This is a genomic window from Actinomadura montaniterrae, from assembly GCF_008923365.1.
GTDB lineage: Bacteria > Actinomycetota > Actinomycetes > Streptosporangiales > Streptosporangiaceae > Spirillospora > Spirillospora montaniterrae.
Map to the genome: position 1 here is coordinate 1 of NZ_WBMR01000210.1, position 15,702 is coordinate 15,702.

Annotated in this window: 15 protein-coding genes, 1 tRNA gene and 1 riboswitch; of the genes, 14 read left to right on the forward strand and 2 right to left on the reverse strand. The window is 70.2% G+C overall.

What is annotated here, in order from left to right; translation table 11 throughout:
- The 10 genes from F9B16_RS51635 to F9B16_RS40965 all read left to right on the forward strand — a co-directional run.
- Positions 1–506, forward strand: a 506-nt coding sequence (locus F9B16_RS51635; protein ID WP_225992387.1) for a hypothetical protein, incomplete at its 5' end; no start/stop codon positions are given.
- 22 nt (positions 507–528) lie between these two features.
- Positions 529–831 carry a hypothetical protein gene (locus F9B16_RS40920; protein ID WP_151545647.1) on the forward strand — a complete coding sequence of 101 codons (303 nt, stop codon included), beginning with the start codon at positions 529–531 and terminating at the stop codon, positions 829–831.
- Positions 828–1,106, forward strand: coding sequence for a hypothetical protein (locus tag F9B16_RS40925; RefSeq protein WP_151545648.1), 279 nt, complete (start codon positions 828–830; stop codon positions 1,104–1,106). The genes F9B16_RS40920 and F9B16_RS40925 overlap by 4 nt, the downstream gene beginning before the upstream one ends.
- A 139-nt stretch (positions 1,107–1,245) precedes the next feature.
- Positions 1,246–1,602, forward strand: a complete 357-nt coding sequence (locus F9B16_RS40930) for a hypothetical protein (protein WP_151545649.1) — start codon at positions 1,246–1,248, stop codon at positions 1,600–1,602.
- Positions 1,599–2,333, forward strand: coding sequence for a DNA cytosine methyltransferase (locus tag F9B16_RS40935; RefSeq protein ID WP_151545650.1), 735 nt, complete (start codon positions 1,599–1,601; stop codon positions 2,331–2,333). The genes F9B16_RS40930 and F9B16_RS40935 overlap by 4 nt, the downstream gene beginning before the upstream one ends.
- Complete coding sequence (locus F9B16_RS40940) at positions 2,330–2,545, forward strand: hypothetical protein (protein WP_151545651.1); 216 nt, start codon at positions 2,330–2,332, stop codon at positions 2,543–2,545. The genes F9B16_RS40935 and F9B16_RS40940 overlap by 4 nt, the downstream gene beginning before the upstream one ends.
- The gene (locus tag F9B16_RS40945; protein WP_151545652.1) at positions 2,542–3,465 is read left to right on the forward strand and encodes a bifunctional DNA primase/polymerase; all 924 of its coding nucleotides are present in this window, start codon (positions 2,542–2,544) and stop codon (positions 3,463–3,465) included. Before F9B16_RS40940 ends, F9B16_RS40945 begins: the two co-directional genes overlap by 4 nt.
- On the forward strand, positions 3,462–5,045 hold the full coding sequence (locus F9B16_RS40950) for a hypothetical protein (RefSeq protein ID WP_225992388.1): 1,584 nt from the start codon (positions 3,462–3,464) through the stop codon (positions 5,043–5,045). The genes F9B16_RS40945 and F9B16_RS40950 overlap by 4 nt, the downstream gene beginning before the upstream one ends.
- A 542-nt stretch (positions 5,046–5,587) precedes the next feature.
- Positions 5,588–6,760, forward strand: a complete 1,173-nt coding sequence (locus tag F9B16_RS40960; RefSeq protein ID WP_151545653.1) for a site-specific integrase — start codon at positions 5,588–5,590, stop codon at positions 6,758–6,760.
- Between the two features lie 158 nt (positions 6,761–6,918).
- A complete protein-coding gene (locus F9B16_RS40965; protein ID WP_151545654.1) occupies positions 6,919–7,890 on the forward strand; it encodes a NaeI family type II restriction endonuclease in 972 nt (323 codons plus the stop codon).
- A 4-nt stretch (positions 7,891–7,894) separates the two neighbouring features.
- Here the strand turns inward: F9B16_RS40965 and F9B16_RS40970 are convergent, their stop codons facing one another.
- Together F9B16_RS40970 and F9B16_RS40975 are read right to left on the reverse strand one after the other, a co-directional pair.
- The gene (locus F9B16_RS40970; RefSeq protein WP_151545655.1) at positions 7,895–9,103 is read right to left on the reverse strand and encodes a restriction endonuclease; all 1,209 of its coding nucleotides are present in this window, start codon (positions 9,101–9,103) and stop codon (positions 7,895–7,897) included.
- A gap of 353 nt (positions 9,104–9,456) precedes the next feature.
- Positions 9,457–9,530, reverse strand: a tRNA-Pro gene (locus F9B16_RS40975).
- Between the two features lie 47 nt (positions 9,531–9,577).
- On the opposite strand from F9B16_RS40975, the gene F9B16_RS40980 reads away from it, so the two are divergent.
- The 4 genes from F9B16_RS40980 to F9B16_RS40995 form a co-directional block, all read left to right on the forward strand.
- Positions 9,578–10,330: a class A beta-lactamase-related serine hydrolase gene (locus F9B16_RS40980; protein ID WP_225992389.1), complete on the forward strand. Its 753-nt coding sequence runs from the start codon at positions 9,578–9,580 to the stop codon at positions 10,328–10,330.
- A gap of 133 nt (positions 10,331–10,463) precedes the next feature.
- Positions 10,464–12,356 carry a SpoIIE family protein phosphatase gene (locus F9B16_RS53745; protein ID WP_264159849.1) on the forward strand — a complete coding sequence of 631 codons (1,893 nt, stop codon included), beginning with the start codon at positions 10,464–10,466 and terminating at the stop codon, positions 12,354–12,356.
- Between the two features lie 482 nt (positions 12,357–12,838).
- Positions 12,839–12,988: riboswitch (cyclic di-AMP (ydaO/yuaA leader) on the forward strand.
- A 12-nt stretch (positions 12,989–13,000) separates the two neighbouring features.
- Positions 13,001–13,813 (forward strand): CHAP domain-containing protein, encoded by an 813-nt coding sequence (locus F9B16_RS40990; RefSeq protein ID WP_225992390.1) that lies wholly within the window; start codon positions 13,001–13,003, stop codon positions 13,811–13,813.
- A gap of 204 nt (positions 13,814–14,017) precedes the next feature.
- Positions 14,018–15,702, forward strand: a 1,685-nt coding sequence (locus F9B16_RS40995; RefSeq protein ID WP_192809234.1) for a glycosyltransferase, incomplete at its 3' end; no start/stop codon positions are given.

Here is a 15,702-nt window from a genome sequence, read left to right on the forward strand (position 1 = left end):
CCGCCCGCCGGGAGGCCGCCGAGCGCAAGCGGCGGCAGGCCGTGCGCCGCAAGGCCGCCGCCGCGGCCCGCCGCAAGGCCGCCGGCGGCAAGCCCGCGGGAGCATCCAAGCCCTCGACCAAGGCCGCGGCGCCGAAGGGCACGCCGGCCAAGGGCACGGCGCGGCAGGGCAGGCCCGCACACGACTACCGCACCTGCAAGGACACCGACTGCACCCGGTTCGCCTGCCAGGTCTGGAAAGAGGCGTTCGCCGAAGCCATGGCCATCGGGCTCGAAGACGGCTACCAGCAGGCCCACCAACAGCCCCAGCCCACCCCGCAGGCCCGCGCCGACGGCAAGCCCCGCATGACCCAACGGCAGATCAAAGCACTGGTGGCCGACCACTTCTCCGACGACAACATCCGCGAAGACGAGGTCGTCCTCATGCCCAACGGCGACATCGTCATCGACCGCCGCAAGTACATCTCGTGGGCCAAGCCCCACGTGGTCGGCCGCTGGAAGCCCTAACACCCCCGAAGGAGAACCCCAGATGGTCACCCTGACCCTGCTGGCCATGGCCGCCGCCGTGATCTGGGCCGCCAGCGTCTACACCTACCCCTTCCGACCCTGCCGCCGCTGCGGCGGCACCGGCCGCAAGACCGGCAGCACCCGCCGCCGATTCGGCCCCTGCAACCGCTGCGCCGGCACCGGACGCACCCAACGCCTCGGCTCCCGCACCGCCCACCGCACCGTGCTGTCCGTCCGCTCCGAGATGGCCAAGGAACGCCAACGCAAACGCGACCGCCGCGCCGCTGACCACGCCACCCACCCCCGGCGCCTGGAAGACCGATGAGCCCCCGCCGCACGCCGCCGCGCGTCCGCGTCGTCAAGGTCCGCCTGTCCGGCGACGGCGACGGCGACGACGCCCGCCAGGTCGCCGAGCTGCTCGCCTGGCTCCTGCCTGCCCTGTCCGAAGGCCGCTGCCAGGTCGGCGAGATCTCCGCCGCCTACCCCAACCGGCGCGGCGCCGACGCCCGCCGCTACCTCGACCTCTACCTACTCGACCACACCCCGCACGACCACCCCGGCGACCGGCCGACCGGCGCCCCGCCCGGACAGGTCACCTGACCCATCCCCGCACCCGGGCCGATCGGTTCCGGACGCAGAGCGGCCCTCGGCGCACAGCCACCAAGCACGCCGCCGAGGGCCATCCCTCCAACCGATCACGGCCCCCAACGGAGACCGCCACAAGGAAGGCACCACCATCATGCCCCACCACGCGCCGATCTTCCCGCCCGCCGCCAACTGGCCCATCCTCACCCCGCCCGACTGCCCCACCTGCCGCACCTGCACCGCCGTGACCTGGACCGGCCACGCCACCGACATGCACGACGGAACCCCGGTCCTGCTGTGGGAGTGCCGCGGCTGCAACGCCGACTGGTGCATCCCCACCCAGTACTGGCCCGTGCTGGACGGCCCCGACTGCCCTTACTGCGCGTCGCTGAACACCAGCTGGGCCACCTACGCCCCCGAGCACCCCGGCGACCTGTGGACCTGCGACAACGGCCACGAGTTCGTGCTCACCCCCGAGGGGATCATCATCCTGCCCGGGGACGCCGCATGATCCGGACGCCGTTCGTGCTGCCCGCCCGGCCGTGGAACGGGCTGCGGCTGCTGGACCTGTGCTGCAAGGCAGGCGGCGCCAGCATGGGCTTCTACCTCGCCGGGTTCGACGTCGTCGGGGTCGACAAGGCCCCCCAGCGCCGCTACCCCTTCGAGTTCATCCAGGCCGACGCGCTGGACGTGCTCGCCGATCGCGCGTTCATCGCTGGCTTCGATGTGCTGGCAGGTGGGCCACCGTGCCAGGCGCACACCCTCGCCCAGCGAATCCAGGGCCGCGAGCACCCCGACCTGATCCCCGGCGTGCGCGCCGGGATGCAGGCATCGGGCCTGCCGCATGTGATCGAGAACGTCCCCGGCGCCCCACTGCGCAACCCGGTCGAGCTGTGCGGCTGCATGTTCACCGGCCTGGGCGTCTACCGCGAGCGGCTGTTCGAGTTCGGGAACTGGCCCGGCATCACCCAGCCAGCGCACCGGCCGCACACCGAACCGCTGGTCAAGCTCGGCCGCCCGCCCCGCCCCGGCCACCGCATGCACGTCGTCGGGAACTTCTCCGGCGTCGCCCAAGCCCGCAAGGCGATGGGCATCGCCTGGATGACCCGCGACGAACTCCGCGAGGCCATCCCGCCCGCCTACACCCGCCACATCGGCACCGCCCTCGCCACCCACCTCGCCGCCGGACCGGCCGCCGGACGCCCCGCCGCCCGGACGCTCTGCCAGGGGAGCGCAGCATGACCCGCCCCCGCACCGGCCTGGACTGGCACGACCGCAAGCACTGGGGCGGCAGGCGGCTGCCGTGCGTGCTGTGCGGGCGCGGCGCATTCTGCCGCGACGACGACGGCAACCCCTGCCACAAGACGTGCGCCGAGCTGGCCTTGGCTGACCCTGCCCACCACTCTGCGCCAGGTCATCAGGGCGCCCCGTTCGTGCAGGACATCGCGGCATGACCGGCCCCGCACCGTCACCGCCTGCCGCCACCGTGCTGGCGCGCTACGCACTGGCCGCCGCCGCCCGCGGCTGGCACGTCTTCCCGCTGGCCATCGGTGACAAGGTCCCGCCCCGCGGGCTGCGCTGGAAGCACGTCGCCACCACCGACCCCGCCGCCATCCGACGCATGTGGGCGCACCGCCCCTACAACATCGGGATCGCCTGCGGACCGTCCGCCCTGCTGGTAATCGACCTGGACGTGCCCAAGCCCGGCGAACGCCCGCCTGGCCGGTGGGCCGTCCCCGGCGTCAACGACGGCGCAGACGTCTTCGCCCTGGTGTGCGAACAGGCAGGCGAGGCAATGCCGCTGGAGACCTTCCAGGTACGCACCCGCCGCGGCGGGTTCCACCTGTACTTCACCGCCCCCGACGACATCCGGCTGACCAACACCGGAGGCGAGCACGGCAACGGGCTGGGCTGGAAGGTCGACACCCGCGGCGACGGCGGATACGTCGTCGGCCCCGGCTCCTTCGTGAACCTGCCCGACGGCACCGGCACCTACGAACCGATCCACACCATTGCCCCGGCACCGCTGCCCGGCTGGCTCGCCGAACGGCTCCAACCGACCCCGCTGCCGCCGCAAGAACCGGTCACGATGCGGCTGGCCACCGGCAACCGCGGCGCCTACCTGGACAAGGCCGTCAACGCCAGCCTGCACGCCCTGGCCGCCGCCTCGCAGGGCCGTCGCAACGCCACCTTGTACGGCGCCGCCGTCGCCCTCGGCCAGCTGGTGGCCGGAGGTGCGCTGGACGCCGAGGACACCGAACGCCTGCTACTGGCCGCCGCGCTGCGCACCGGCCTGCCCGAGACCGGCTCCCGACGCACCATCCGGTCCGGGTTCCGCGCTGGCGCCAACCGACCACGGAAGGTCCCCGCATGAGCCCATCCGACTCGCCATCGATGCCGCGCCTGGAAGCCGGGTCCGGCCCGGAAACCATCCGCGTCCTCAAAGCCGCCCTGGCCGCCGGCCGCCTGCCCGACACCTACGTCTCCGCCGGGTCCCTGGTCCACATGGAGACCGTGTCGGGCGGGCAGACGTCCCCGGCCGCCGATGAGGACTCCCCGCTGCCGGTCACCGCCAGCCCGGTTACCCCCGCGACCTTGGCCGGGCTGCTGGCCGAACACGCCTACGTCTACCGGGTCCGGTCCCGCCGCAACGGCAACGGCGGAACCGAGACCTTCGAGGAGGAGATCACCCCGCCGCCGACGATCCTGTCAGCGGTGTTGGCCGGAAAGACCTGGCCCGACCTGGCCCCTTTGCGTGGCGTGATCGGCGCGCCGGTTCTGCGCCGCGACGGCACCCTGTTGCAGCACCCCGGCTACGACCCCGCCACCGGCCTCTACCTGGCCGCCAAGGTCACCCTGCCGCCCGTCCCGGACGAGCCCACCGCCGAACAGGTCGCGCGCGCCCGTGACTTCCTGCTCAACGAGTTCTTGCGCGACTTCCCGTGGAAGAGCCCCGCCGACCGCGCCAACTATGTAGCGCTGCTGGTGACGCCGATCTTGCGGCACTTCACCCGGTCGCTGACACCGTTCGCGTTGATCGACGCGACTATGCCCGCCTCCGGCAAGAGCATCTTGACCGGCGGTCCCGGCATGCTCTACGGCCAGCGCGTCATCCCCTGGGCATACACCGAAGAAGAGCTGCGCAAGTCCATCACCGCGGTGCTGGCCGAACAGGTCGGGGTGGTGGTGTGGGACAACCTCGCCGAGGGCACCGTCATCGACTCCGCCACCCTCGCGCTGCTGGTCACCGCCGGGGTGTGGTCGGACCGGCAGTTGGGCGCGTCCCGCACCATCGCCACCGTCAACGACCGGCTGTGGATGGCCACCGGCAACAACCTGCAAGTCGGCGGAGACATGGCCTCCCGCACCGTCCGCGTGCACCTCGACCCGAACATGCCCCGGCCCGAGCAACGCGACCAAAGCCGCTTCGGCATCCCGCACCTGGACCAATGGATCACCTCCCCGGCCAATCAGCTCATCGTGCTGTGGCACCTGCTGGTGCTGGTCCTGGACTGGACCCGGAACGGCGCGCCGCGAGCCGCCACCGTCTCCATGCGGCAGTTCACCCCGTGGGCGCAAGCCCTCGGCGGATTCCTGGACCATCACAGCATTGACGGGTTCCTGGCGAATGCGGCCCAGGTCCGCGACATCGACGAAGACGAGACCCGCTGGCGCGCGTTTATGGCCTGCTGGCACAGCCTGCATGGCTCGCAGCGCATGACCGCCGCCGAGCTGCGCCGCTCCGGCGAACCCGACCGGATCGGCATAGAAGAACACGACCGGTGGGACGGGCAGTTCATCACCACCCACACCGGCCGCCTGCCCAACACCATGGCCCTGGGCCGCATGCTCGCCGGGCAGGCAGGCCGGTGGCGCGGCGACTACGTCATCCGCGCCGGCAAGCACGACCGCGGCGACCGCAACGTCTTCTGGGTGGAACACCATGAGCAGTGACCCGGCCCGCACCCCGCTGAAACATCTCCGCAAGTCCGCAAGTCCGCAAACCACGCCCCCACCTGCGGACATACATGCGGAGATCACCAACACCGGTCATTGCCTATCTCCGCAAGTCCGCAACCACTGCGGAGATAGACCCCCGATTGCGGAGATGGCCCGAGCACCACCACACCCATCTCCGCACACATCACCGCAGGTCACGAACCCAACTGCGGACTTGCGGACTTGCGGAGATGTTTCAGCCCCTCCCATAGAGCGACGGCGCACAGCCACCACGCACACCGCCGACGCCGCTCCAACCGATCATCACCACCGAAGGGCAACCGACATGGCCACGAAGACGCCCAGCCCGGCCGAGGGCTGGCCGCTCAAGCCCCTCTACAAGATCTCCGAACTGCCCGGCCGTTCAGCCGCAGCCGCATCTACGAGCTGGTGCGCGCCGGCCGCATCAGGACCGTCACGGAACACAGCGTTCGCCTCGTGCCAGCGAGCGCCATCGTCGAGTACATCGAACTGCTGGAGAGGGAGGCCCGGGCCGCGTGAGCGACAAGAAGCGCCGCCCGCGCGGCGACGGGGGACTTCACTGGGACAGCAAGCGGCAACGCTGGATTGCGTCCGTGACGGTCGGCTACACCCCGGCCGGGAAGCGCATCGTCCGCAAGGCAAGTGACCGATCAAAAACCAAGGCACTGGCCAAGCTCAAGGAGAAGCTCCGGGACGTCGCAGACGGCTTGCCGTCAGAACCCGGCAACTACACCGTGGCCGAAGCGGTCCGGTACTGGCTGACGTACGGGCTCAACGGGCGAGATGCCGAGACAGTGGCCAACTACCGCACGCTTGCCGAGAAGCACATCATCCCCGCGCTGGGCGCGCGGAAGCTTCGCGAACTGAACGCGGAAGACGTGGACAAGTGGCTAGCCGAGAAGGCGACCGCGCTCAGCACCCGGACACTGCGGCTGCTCCACTCGATCCTCAACCGCGCCGTCCGGCGCGCTCAAGCGCAGGACAAGGTCAAGCGGAACGTAGTGGCCCTGTGTGACATCCCGACCGGCCGTCAGGGGCGCCCCTCAAAGGCGCTGACGTTCACGCAAGCGGAAGCCGTGCTCAACGCCGCAGAGGGTGCCCCGCTGTATGCCTACATCGTCCTCTCGCTGCTGGTTGGGGCGCGTACCGAGGAGCTTCGCGCGCTCACGTGGAACCACGTGGACTTGGACGGAGCCCTGGACGCGGAACCACCGATCCCGCCGTCTGTGAAGGTGTGGCGGTCAGTGCGAGCCGGCGGCGATACCAAGACCCGCAAGTCCCGGCGAACGCTGGCACTTCCCGCGCGGTGCGTTGAGGCACTCCGGGCGCACCGCGCCGCCCAGGACGTCTCGCGGAAGGCCGCCGGCGCTGCGTGGCAGGAACACGGCCTAGTGTTCGCTTCGCGTCTCGGGACACCGCTGGACTCGCACAATGTCCGGCGCGCCTTCCGGCGCATCGTCGCCGCCGCCGGGCTGCCAGCGCGCGAGTGGACCCCCAGGGAGATGCGGCACAGCTTTGTGTCGCTGCTGTCGGACCACGGAGTTGCCATCGAGGACATCGCCCGCCTGTGCGGGCACAGCGGAACAGGCGTCACGGAGACGGTCTACCGGCTCCAGATCAGGCCCGTGATCGACAGCGGTGCGATCGCCATGGACCGCATCTTCCCGAGGATGGACCCGCCCGCGTAGGCGCCAACCAGAGCCAGGAGAGGCGCTGCAGGAGCAGCCCAAACCCTGCGGGCAGGTAGCGCAGTCGTGGGATCTGCACGCCAGCGGCCAAGGTGTCCTAGGATCTTGATCCAAGTCCTGCTAGCCGTTCACGGCATGGTCCCCCAGAGGCACACGCGATGCTCTTCGACATGTCCGATGTTCAGCCCTCCTCCGTCGACAGCGAACTGTTGCGCGTCGAGCAGGAGATTCTTTCGATCAAGAACGTTCGTGACCGCTTCGGGAAGGTGATCCGCTCCACCATTGACCAATTGCTGGACGGGGAACGCACCGGACGATACGACTTCAAGCAACTCTGCAAGACCGAGAAAACGCATGCTGGCACGCTCATTGAAATAAACCTGCAACGAGAGTTCGGCTTCGCCGACGGCCGGGATATGGATTTCAGTATTGCGGGCACCGATGTTGACTGCAAGTACTCCAAAGACCTCGGTGGGTGGATGATCCCGCCGGAAGCCCTGGATGAGATCTGCCTGGTTGTGTGGGCCAACGACAAAGATAGCGCTTGGAGCGCCGGGCTCTTGCGGGCATCGCGCACCAAGCTCACCGAAAACGGCGGTGTCACCCGCAAGGGAAACCGTGACAGCAAGTATCGGTTGAATCAAAGCAACCTTCACTTGGTCCGCTGGCTCTGGCACAAGGAGCCGCTGGGGGAAAACACACTGCTCCACCTCGATCCGCAGGTTCGCGCCAAGATCCTTGAAGGAACCAGCGGCCAGCAGCGCGTGAACCAGTTGTTCAGGTTGGTTCAGGGGCGGCTCATCCGGCGAGAGGTCGTCCGCACCGTTGCGCAGCAGGCTGACTACATGGCACGCATCCGAGAGGACAAGAAGATGACCAGGGCTCGCCCTGCGCTGCGCCAAGAAGGCATCATCATCCTCGGGCACGGCGGCAGTCACACGGCGATCGCCCGGGCTCTGGAAGTGCCGGTGCCGAAACTCGGCGAGTTCATTTCACTGAGGATCACACGAGCGTTGCCCGAACACGCAGGGCGGCCCTCTGCTGAACTGTGGGGCGCACGATGGGTTGTTGCAAGCCCTGGCGATAAGATCGAGCCGCTACTGCAACCCCTCGATCGATCTGCGGACTGACGCATCAGGAAACAGGAAAGTTCTTGTCCAGCCATACTTTAATGTCACTGCTGGTTTTATAGCCGTGGTTGAGCAGTGCTTCAGCAATATCTCTGCCGCAGACCAGAGCGATGGGGTGCTGATCTTCGCGCACCTCCTGCTGGACTTGCTGAGCGAAGTAAGATGTGGTGACGAACACGCCAAAGTTGCGGTGCCTTAGCCGCGAGATCAGGCGTGAAACCTCTTTGACGCCTACCCCGTTGGTTTCCGCGTAGCACTTAGCTTCAAGAGCGAAGTCAATAGCGATGCGATCAGCAGGCGGGCCGAGGATGTATTCGCCAATGGCATCACGTCCACCGTCCCTGCTAGGGCGGGTGACGTCGCAGCGACCAGTCGCTGGTGCGATAAGCCGCCACAATGCCACCGCGCACGCCTCAAAACCGTGGGGGTGGCTTTGAAAGTGCTTGCGGATAGCCTCCAGCATGGCCTTCGCCTGCGGAGCAGCGGGAAGCTGATCGGCGGTCTTCCTGATGAGGGTCGTGGATGGTGCCAGCAGGGGCGTGCATACACCGCTGGTGACCCATGCGTGCCACGCTGGCGGGCAGTCTCCCATCAAGGGGTCTCCGCCGTTCACAACGTGAGTGATCCATGAGCGGGGCACCTTGCCTTCGTCCAGCACGGTGAAACGGGCTCGATAGTTCTGGAACCGGCGCCCACCCGTCGATCGCCAGACTGCCGCCAGTTCGTCGTCGGTGGTCATGGTTGGCCCGCCGGGGACCAGCAGGCCGCGGAAGTAGACGGCGCGCCCCTGCTCCGGAGCCTTCTCAAACAGCAGGAACGGCGGGACCTCGGCGCGTTCGGCTGGTGTTCCATGAGCAGCGGCGAAGGCATCCCGCAACAGCAGGTTTCCCCCGCGGGAGGTCTCGTGCAGCTCGCGGCCGGGAGTGCGGTTGTCTCCGAAGTAGGTGAAGACGCCAGTCTGCAGATCAAGCTGATCGGGCCAGTCCAGCTCACCGCCGGTGGTGTAGAGGACTGAGAGCTTCACCGTGCCCTGGAAAGGGGAGCCGCAGTGCCTGAAGCCTCCCTGGTTGCCCACGCGGGGGATGAGCTTGGAGATGGGATCGTCTCCCGCGTGACCGCTGCTTCCTCCGGCGTAGCAGGTGTCAATGATCAGATCGGCGGTGCCCAGGCTCGCGAACGGAACGCACGGGCCAGCAGGGGAAGCGGCAGTCATGAGAGATAGGGATAGCAGGACGCTCCGACAGCACGCCATCTCTCGCTAGCAGGGCCGCGGGATCCCGGCAGGCTTCCTTAGCCCGTCGCAGGCAGCTGGTCGGGAGAAGAGCGCCGGCGGCGGTCCAGGCCACCTGGCGGCCGTCGGCGCTCTTCCGCAGTGGCTGGCGGAGCCGCGGGGGCCGACGGAGCCAGCGGAGCGGTCGGCCGATCTTCCGGCATCGCGTAGCTGAGGTCGGGAAGCCTGGGACGGCAGCAACCACACGGTGTATCCCGTGGCTTAGTCACCCAGTTGGTCACCCAGGACGCGACAAAGGCCGGGTCCGTAAGATCGGATCCGGCCTCTGAGCTCTGTCGGGACGGCGGGATTTGAACCCACGACCCCTTGACCCCCAGTCAAGTGCGCTGCCAAACTGCGCTACGTCCCGGTGCCCGCCTCAGCGGGCGTGATTACTCTAGCGCAGTCTGGAGGGTCGTGCGTACCGGGTTCTGGGCGGTGGAGGTGCCGGCGGGGGTGCGGGCCTCGTGGGCCGTCTTTGATCTTGCGGCGGGGCGTGCGGTGGCGGAGCGGCGGCCGGCGGGGGTGTTCCGGTCGGCCTCGGTGGTGAAGGTGCTCCTCGCGCTCGACTTCCTGCGGGGGCGGGTGGTCGACGGCCGGGACCGGGAGATGGTCGCGGCGATGCTGCGGGCGAGCGATGACGCGGCGGCGGACGAGGTGTGGGAGCGCGGCGGGCGGGCGGAGATCGTCGAGCGGATGGTGCGGCGGGCCGGGTTGCGGGAGACGGTGCCGCCGCCGCAGGACATGCCCGGGTGGTGGGGGTACACGGGGATCAGTGCGGGCGATGTGGTGCGCGTTTATCGGTATGCGCTGGAGGTGCCGGAGGGGCGGTTCGTTTTGGAGCAGTTGGGGCGGATGGCGGAGAAGGGGGCGGACGGGTTCGATCAGGTCTTCGGCATCGCGGGGGCGGTGCCGGGGCCGTGGGCGGTCAAGCAGGGGTGGTCGGGGTTCGAGGACGTGCCGGACCGGCGGCCCGCGCCGGAGGAGCTGGGGCTCGGACGGCCCGCGCTGCACACGACCGGGGTGGTGGCCGGGAAGATCGTCGCGTTGCTGACGCTGCATCCGGAGGGGACGTCCGCGGAGGCGGCGGCGGGGTGCGTGACGGCGCTCACCAGGGCTGTGATCCAGGTCACAGGAGTGGGTAGGGGTTCGTTTCCGGAGGGTCAGTGAAAGCGGTCCTATTGGGGCGAAAAGAAAAAGCCGGGTAAAGATCCGGGTTGGTAACGAAGATGGTGGCGAACGGACCTTCGCCGACGTATGTAGCTTTTTCTCCCAGGCATGAAACGCCGAACGGGGGACTGGGGTGTCGGAAGCGGACGGCACGTGGGGACCGCCTGGAGTACACGCGGCGGACCTCGAGGGCCTGCGCGGGGCGGCGCACGACCGCGCGGTGCTCGCCGAGGCGCGGGTGATGCTGGCCCGGCGGCTGGGGGTCCCGCCCGGCGAGGCGCTGCAGCATCTCATCTGGCTCGCCCGCGACCTGGAGATGGAGCTGCCGGAGGCGGCGGCCATGGTCGTCCAGGGCGGCGGCGTCGGTGCCGAGGGCGCGGTGGTGGCCGGGCGGCGGCCGCCGCGCGCGGAGGACACCGACCGGCGGGGCGTGGTCTCCGAGGCCGAGGACCTGCTGCACCGGCTGGCCGCCGAGGACACCGGGGGCGACGCCGAGCTCATCGAGGGGCTGCCCGCGGATCCGGTGGCGCGGGGACTGCTGGACGGGGCGCTGGACTCCGCGGCGCACCTGGTGCCGGTGCGCGGCCCGGACGGCGAGGTCCAGGACTTCCTGTACGCCGAGCTGAACGAGGCCGCCCGGGACCTGTTCGGGCGCGGTGCCGAGGACCTGGCGGGGCAGCGGCTGCTGCGGACGGATCCGGGGGCGGCGCTCAGCGGGCTGTTCGAGGACTACGTCGCGGTGCTGGAGGGCGGGACGGCCCTGGACCGCGACTCGATCATGTACTCGACCGTGCAGGGCGGGCTGTCGCGGTCGTCGCGGATGAGCGTGCGGTGCGTCCAGGTGCCGACGGGGGTGTGCCTCACCTGGCGGTACCACTCCGGTGAGGACCGCAGCGCGCGGCGGCTGGAGCGGGTGGAGCGGCTGGCGCTGATCGGGTTCGGGGAGTGGGACCTGGTCACCGGGCAGGCGGACTGGACGCCGCAGATGCTGGCGAACTACGGCCTCGGGCCGGACGAGGTGCCGCCGGCGCCGCACGACCTGCCGAAGGTGGTCGCCGACGACGACCTGCCGCTGGTCGAGGAGGCCGTCCAGACGATGTTCTCGCGGAGGGAGCCGGTGGAGGCCGAGCACCGGGTGATCGGCAAGGACGGCGCGCCGCGGCATCTGTGGGTGTTCGCGGAACCGGTGCTGGACGACTCCGGGCTGCCGGTGTCGATCAACATCGTCTCGCAGGACATCACGCGCCGCCGCGGGGTGGAGCGGGCGCTGGCGGAGACGCGCCGGCAGATGCTCAAGCAGCAGGCGCGGACGGCCCAGGAGCGCAAGGTGGCGGTGACGCTGCGCCGGGCGATCCTGCCGGACGAGGGGGAGGTCGAGCGGCTGCCGGGGCTGCGGGTGGCGATCCGGGCGCTGGCGGCGGAGAGCACGGCGCGGATCGGCGGGGACTGGTTCGCCACCCGGGCGATGCCGGACGGGCGGGCGCTGGTCGCGATCGGGGACGCGGCGGGGCACGGCCTCCCGGCGGCGGCGTCGATGGCGCGCAGCCGGAACGGGCTGCTCGGCCTGTCGTGCACGGGGGAGTCGGCGGGGCAGCTGGTGGGCTGGCTGAACGAGCTGGTCGGCAGCATGGACCCGCCGGCGACGGGCACCGCGATCGTGGGCCATTACCGGCCGGACCGGCGGGTCATGGAGTGGACGTGCGCCGGGCATCTGCCGCCGATCCTGGTGCGGGACGGGCACGCCGAGCCGCTGGAGGTCTATCGCGACCCGATGCTCGGCGCGCTGCCGGATTGGGAGTACACGACGATCTCCACGGAACTGCGGCCGGGGGATCTGCTGTTCCTTTACACCGATGGTCTGGTGGAGCGCCGGGACACCGATCTCGACGAGCGGATCGAGCGGCTCACCGGAATTCTGCGGGAGTCGTCGGCGGGGCCGGAACTGGCGCTGGACGAGGTCCTCGCGCGGATGGAGCACGACCGGGCGGCCGACGACACCACGATGTTCGCCCTGCACGTGGAGTGATCATCGGCAGGTCAGGACCGCCCTGAGCTGGAGTGATGTAGGACACATGGGCGGGTGTCCGGTGTCGCCCGTGTGATCTGCGCCGCCGTGCGCGCCCGCCGCGGTGAAGGACGGCGGAGCCGGGCGCCTTTTGATCATTTTACCTTTCCCGGGGCGCGGTGCCGTGCCGGGAATCCCCTATGCCGTAAGGGTTCGCGGTGGCCCGGAGAAAGATCGGGAAGGGGTGGCGGCGGGGGGCCGTTGAACGGGGGTTGGAACGGCATTGAGCAGGCAAAAGATCCTTTTGCGGCTGGTTTGCTTTTCCGTCGGAGGTTGGTACCTTTTTGCACGAATGACGCAGCGCGTTCCATGCGTTGCACGCCGGCCGCTTCCATGCGCGGCCGAGGGTCGCTGAGCGGAATCCGCACGCGACGCGCGCCACACGATGCGCGCCCCCTCGAGATCAGTCGCTGAGATACATCCGAATATCCGGCACCGCGACCCGCGGTGCGAGGCCGAGTCCGTCCAGGTCCATCCGACCGGACGGAGCCGGGGACCCAAGGTTCCAGGGGTGAATCGGCGCGTCCGCGCGCCGTAGGGCTCTTCCATGCCCGAATCCGTCAGCTAACCCGGTAGGCGTCATGGGAGACAAGGAGATTCCCTGCATGACCGGTCGTTTCGATCGTCTTACCAAGAGCATCGCCCCCCGACTGAGCGCGCTGCGCCTGACCGGCGCCGCCCCCCGCGCCGCGCTCGCCCGCATGAGCCCCGAGGACCGGGCCGTGGGCGTCGCCGTGGCGGGTGTGATGGCCGGGGCGGTCGGGCTCGCGATCTTCAACCCCCTGACCGGGGACACCGCGTCCGCCGAGACCCCCGCGCAGGCCGCCGCCGCGGCGCACCGCGAGGGCGCCGTGACGGGCAGGTCCGAGCACACCGGGACCGAGCGCGCCGGGACCGAGCGCGCCGCCCGCAAGGCGTCCCGCACCGTCGCCGCGTCCACCGTGATCAAGCTGGCGAAGTCGCAGCTCGGCGAGGGGGAGAGCCGCAACGGCTCGACCAAGTACGCCGACTGGTACGCCTCCACCCGGCACGCCGCCGTGACCGCCCGGCGCGACGGCGGGACCGTCGGCGACTACCGGGGCGCCGAGTGGTGCGACATGTTCGTGTCGTGGCTCAGCGCGCAGACGGGCGTGAAGAACATGGGCTGGGACGCCTACACCGTCCAGCACGCCTCGTGGTTCGAGAAGACCGGCCGCTGGGGCGACATCGCCAAGCCCGGCGCGGTCGTGTTCTTCGACTGGCAGAACGGGTCCAGCGGCGGGATCGACGGCATCGACCACGTCGGCCTCGTCGTCAAGGACAACGGCAACGGAACGATCACCACGATCGAGGGCAACACCGACAACGCCGTCAAGGAGAAGGTCCGCGACAAGTCCGAAGTCGTGGGTTACGGATACCCCGACTATGCCAAGTCCTGATCATCCGTCCCGCTCGGGAATGATCAATTCCTGCGGATGAGAGGCGCCCGGTCCCGAACCGGGCGCCTTTGGCGTTCCCGGGGTGGTCTGCCGCGACCTGTCGGGTAATGCTAAGCATTGACAGCTTTTGATCTGGGTTGGCCCTTGCCGCCGTCTTGATGGAAAGGAATCCCTGGCACGCCGGAGGAGCGGAAGGGGATGCCCATGCGGGTGCGCCCGGATGTGAGCGTGGTGGTGATCGCCTACAACGACGCCGCCCGGCTGCCGCGGGCGGTCGCCTCGTCGCTGGCGCAGTCGCTGGGCGGTGTCGAGACCGTGATCGTCGACGACGCGAGCACCGACGGCACCGGCGAGGCCGCCGACCGGCTCGCCGCGGCGCATCCCGGCCGGGTCCGCGCGCTGCACCTGCCGGTCAACTCCGGGGGCTGCGGCCGCCCGCGCAACGTCGGCGTCGAGCGGTCGGACGGCCGGTACGTGATGTTCCTCGACAGCGACGACCTGCTGGACCGGCACGCCTGCCTCAACCTCCTCTCCGCCGCGCAGGAGACCGGCGCCGACCTGGTCTCCGGGCTCTGCGACCGGGTCTTCCTGGACGTGCCGAAGGGGGCGAAGGGCCGGGTTCGGCCCTGGTACCCGTGGCTCTACCAGCGCAGTGCCGTGTACGCGTCGCTGGAGGAGAACCCCGATCTGCTCTACGACACCCTGTCGACGAACAAGCTCTACCGCCGGGGCTTCCTGGAGGACGGCGCGCTGCGCTTCGTCGAACGGCTGCACTACGAGGACCTGCTGTTCAGCGCGGAGGCGTACATGGCCGCCGCGCGCACGGCCCTGATCCCGCACCGGGTCTACAACTGGCTGGTCCGGGAGAGGCAGGTGATGCCGTCGATCTCCAACCGCCGGGACGAGCTGGCCAACTTCGCCGACCGGCTGGAGATCCACCGGCGCATCGACATGCTGTTCGAGCTGCGCGGCGCGGACGGGCTGAAGCGCGCGAAGGACGCCAAGTTCGTCAACCACGACCTGCTGCTGTACCTGCGCGAGCTGCGGGACCGCGACCCGGTGCACCGGGCCCGGTTCCTCGACCTCGCGGCCGGCTACCTGGCCGGGCTGGACCCGGTGGTGTTCGAGACGGCCAACCCGCTCGCCGCGATCGCCGCGTTCCTGGTCAAGGAGGGGGACCGGGACGGGGCGCTGGCGGCGGCCGAGTACCTGCCGGGCGGGCGGTCGGACCTGCGGGCCCGGCTGGCGGAGCGGGACGGCCGGATCTTCTGGGGCGGCGGCCCGCCGCGCGGGGACCTCGGCCGCCGCGTCCTGGACGTCACGGACTTCGGCTTCCACGTGTGCCCGCTCAAGGAGCTGCGGCCGGCCGCCGTCGTGACCCGGCTGGAGATGCGCGGCGGCCGCGCCCGCATGGCCGGGCACGTGCTGAACCCGCTGGACCGGATCCCGCGCGGCGCTTCGCTGTCGGCCTCCCTGGAGTTCCGCGACCGGCGCCGCGACGCCCGCCGCGCCCGGGTGCCCGCCGAGATCGTCCACGAGGGCGGCCGGCTGGAGTGGCGCGCCGAGTTCGATCCGCGCGCCCGCGTCCGGCCGATCGGGTTCGTCGACCCGGTGTGGGACGTCCGGCTGCGCGTGAAGGTGGACGGGGAGGAGATCGTCACCCGCCCGGGCGAGTCCGCCGCGACGGGCGCCGCGGGCGGACCGGATCTGCGCGGCGTCGGGCTGCCCGTCCGGCCGCGGCTGACGCGCCTCGCGGGCGACGTGCTCCGGTCGTACGTCACCGAGGGCGGGCACCTGGCGTTCGCCCTCGCGACCGCCGACCCGCGGACCCGGCGCGCGGCCACCGCGGTCGCCCGGGTCGCGGGGAGCGCGCCGGCGCGGACGGGCTG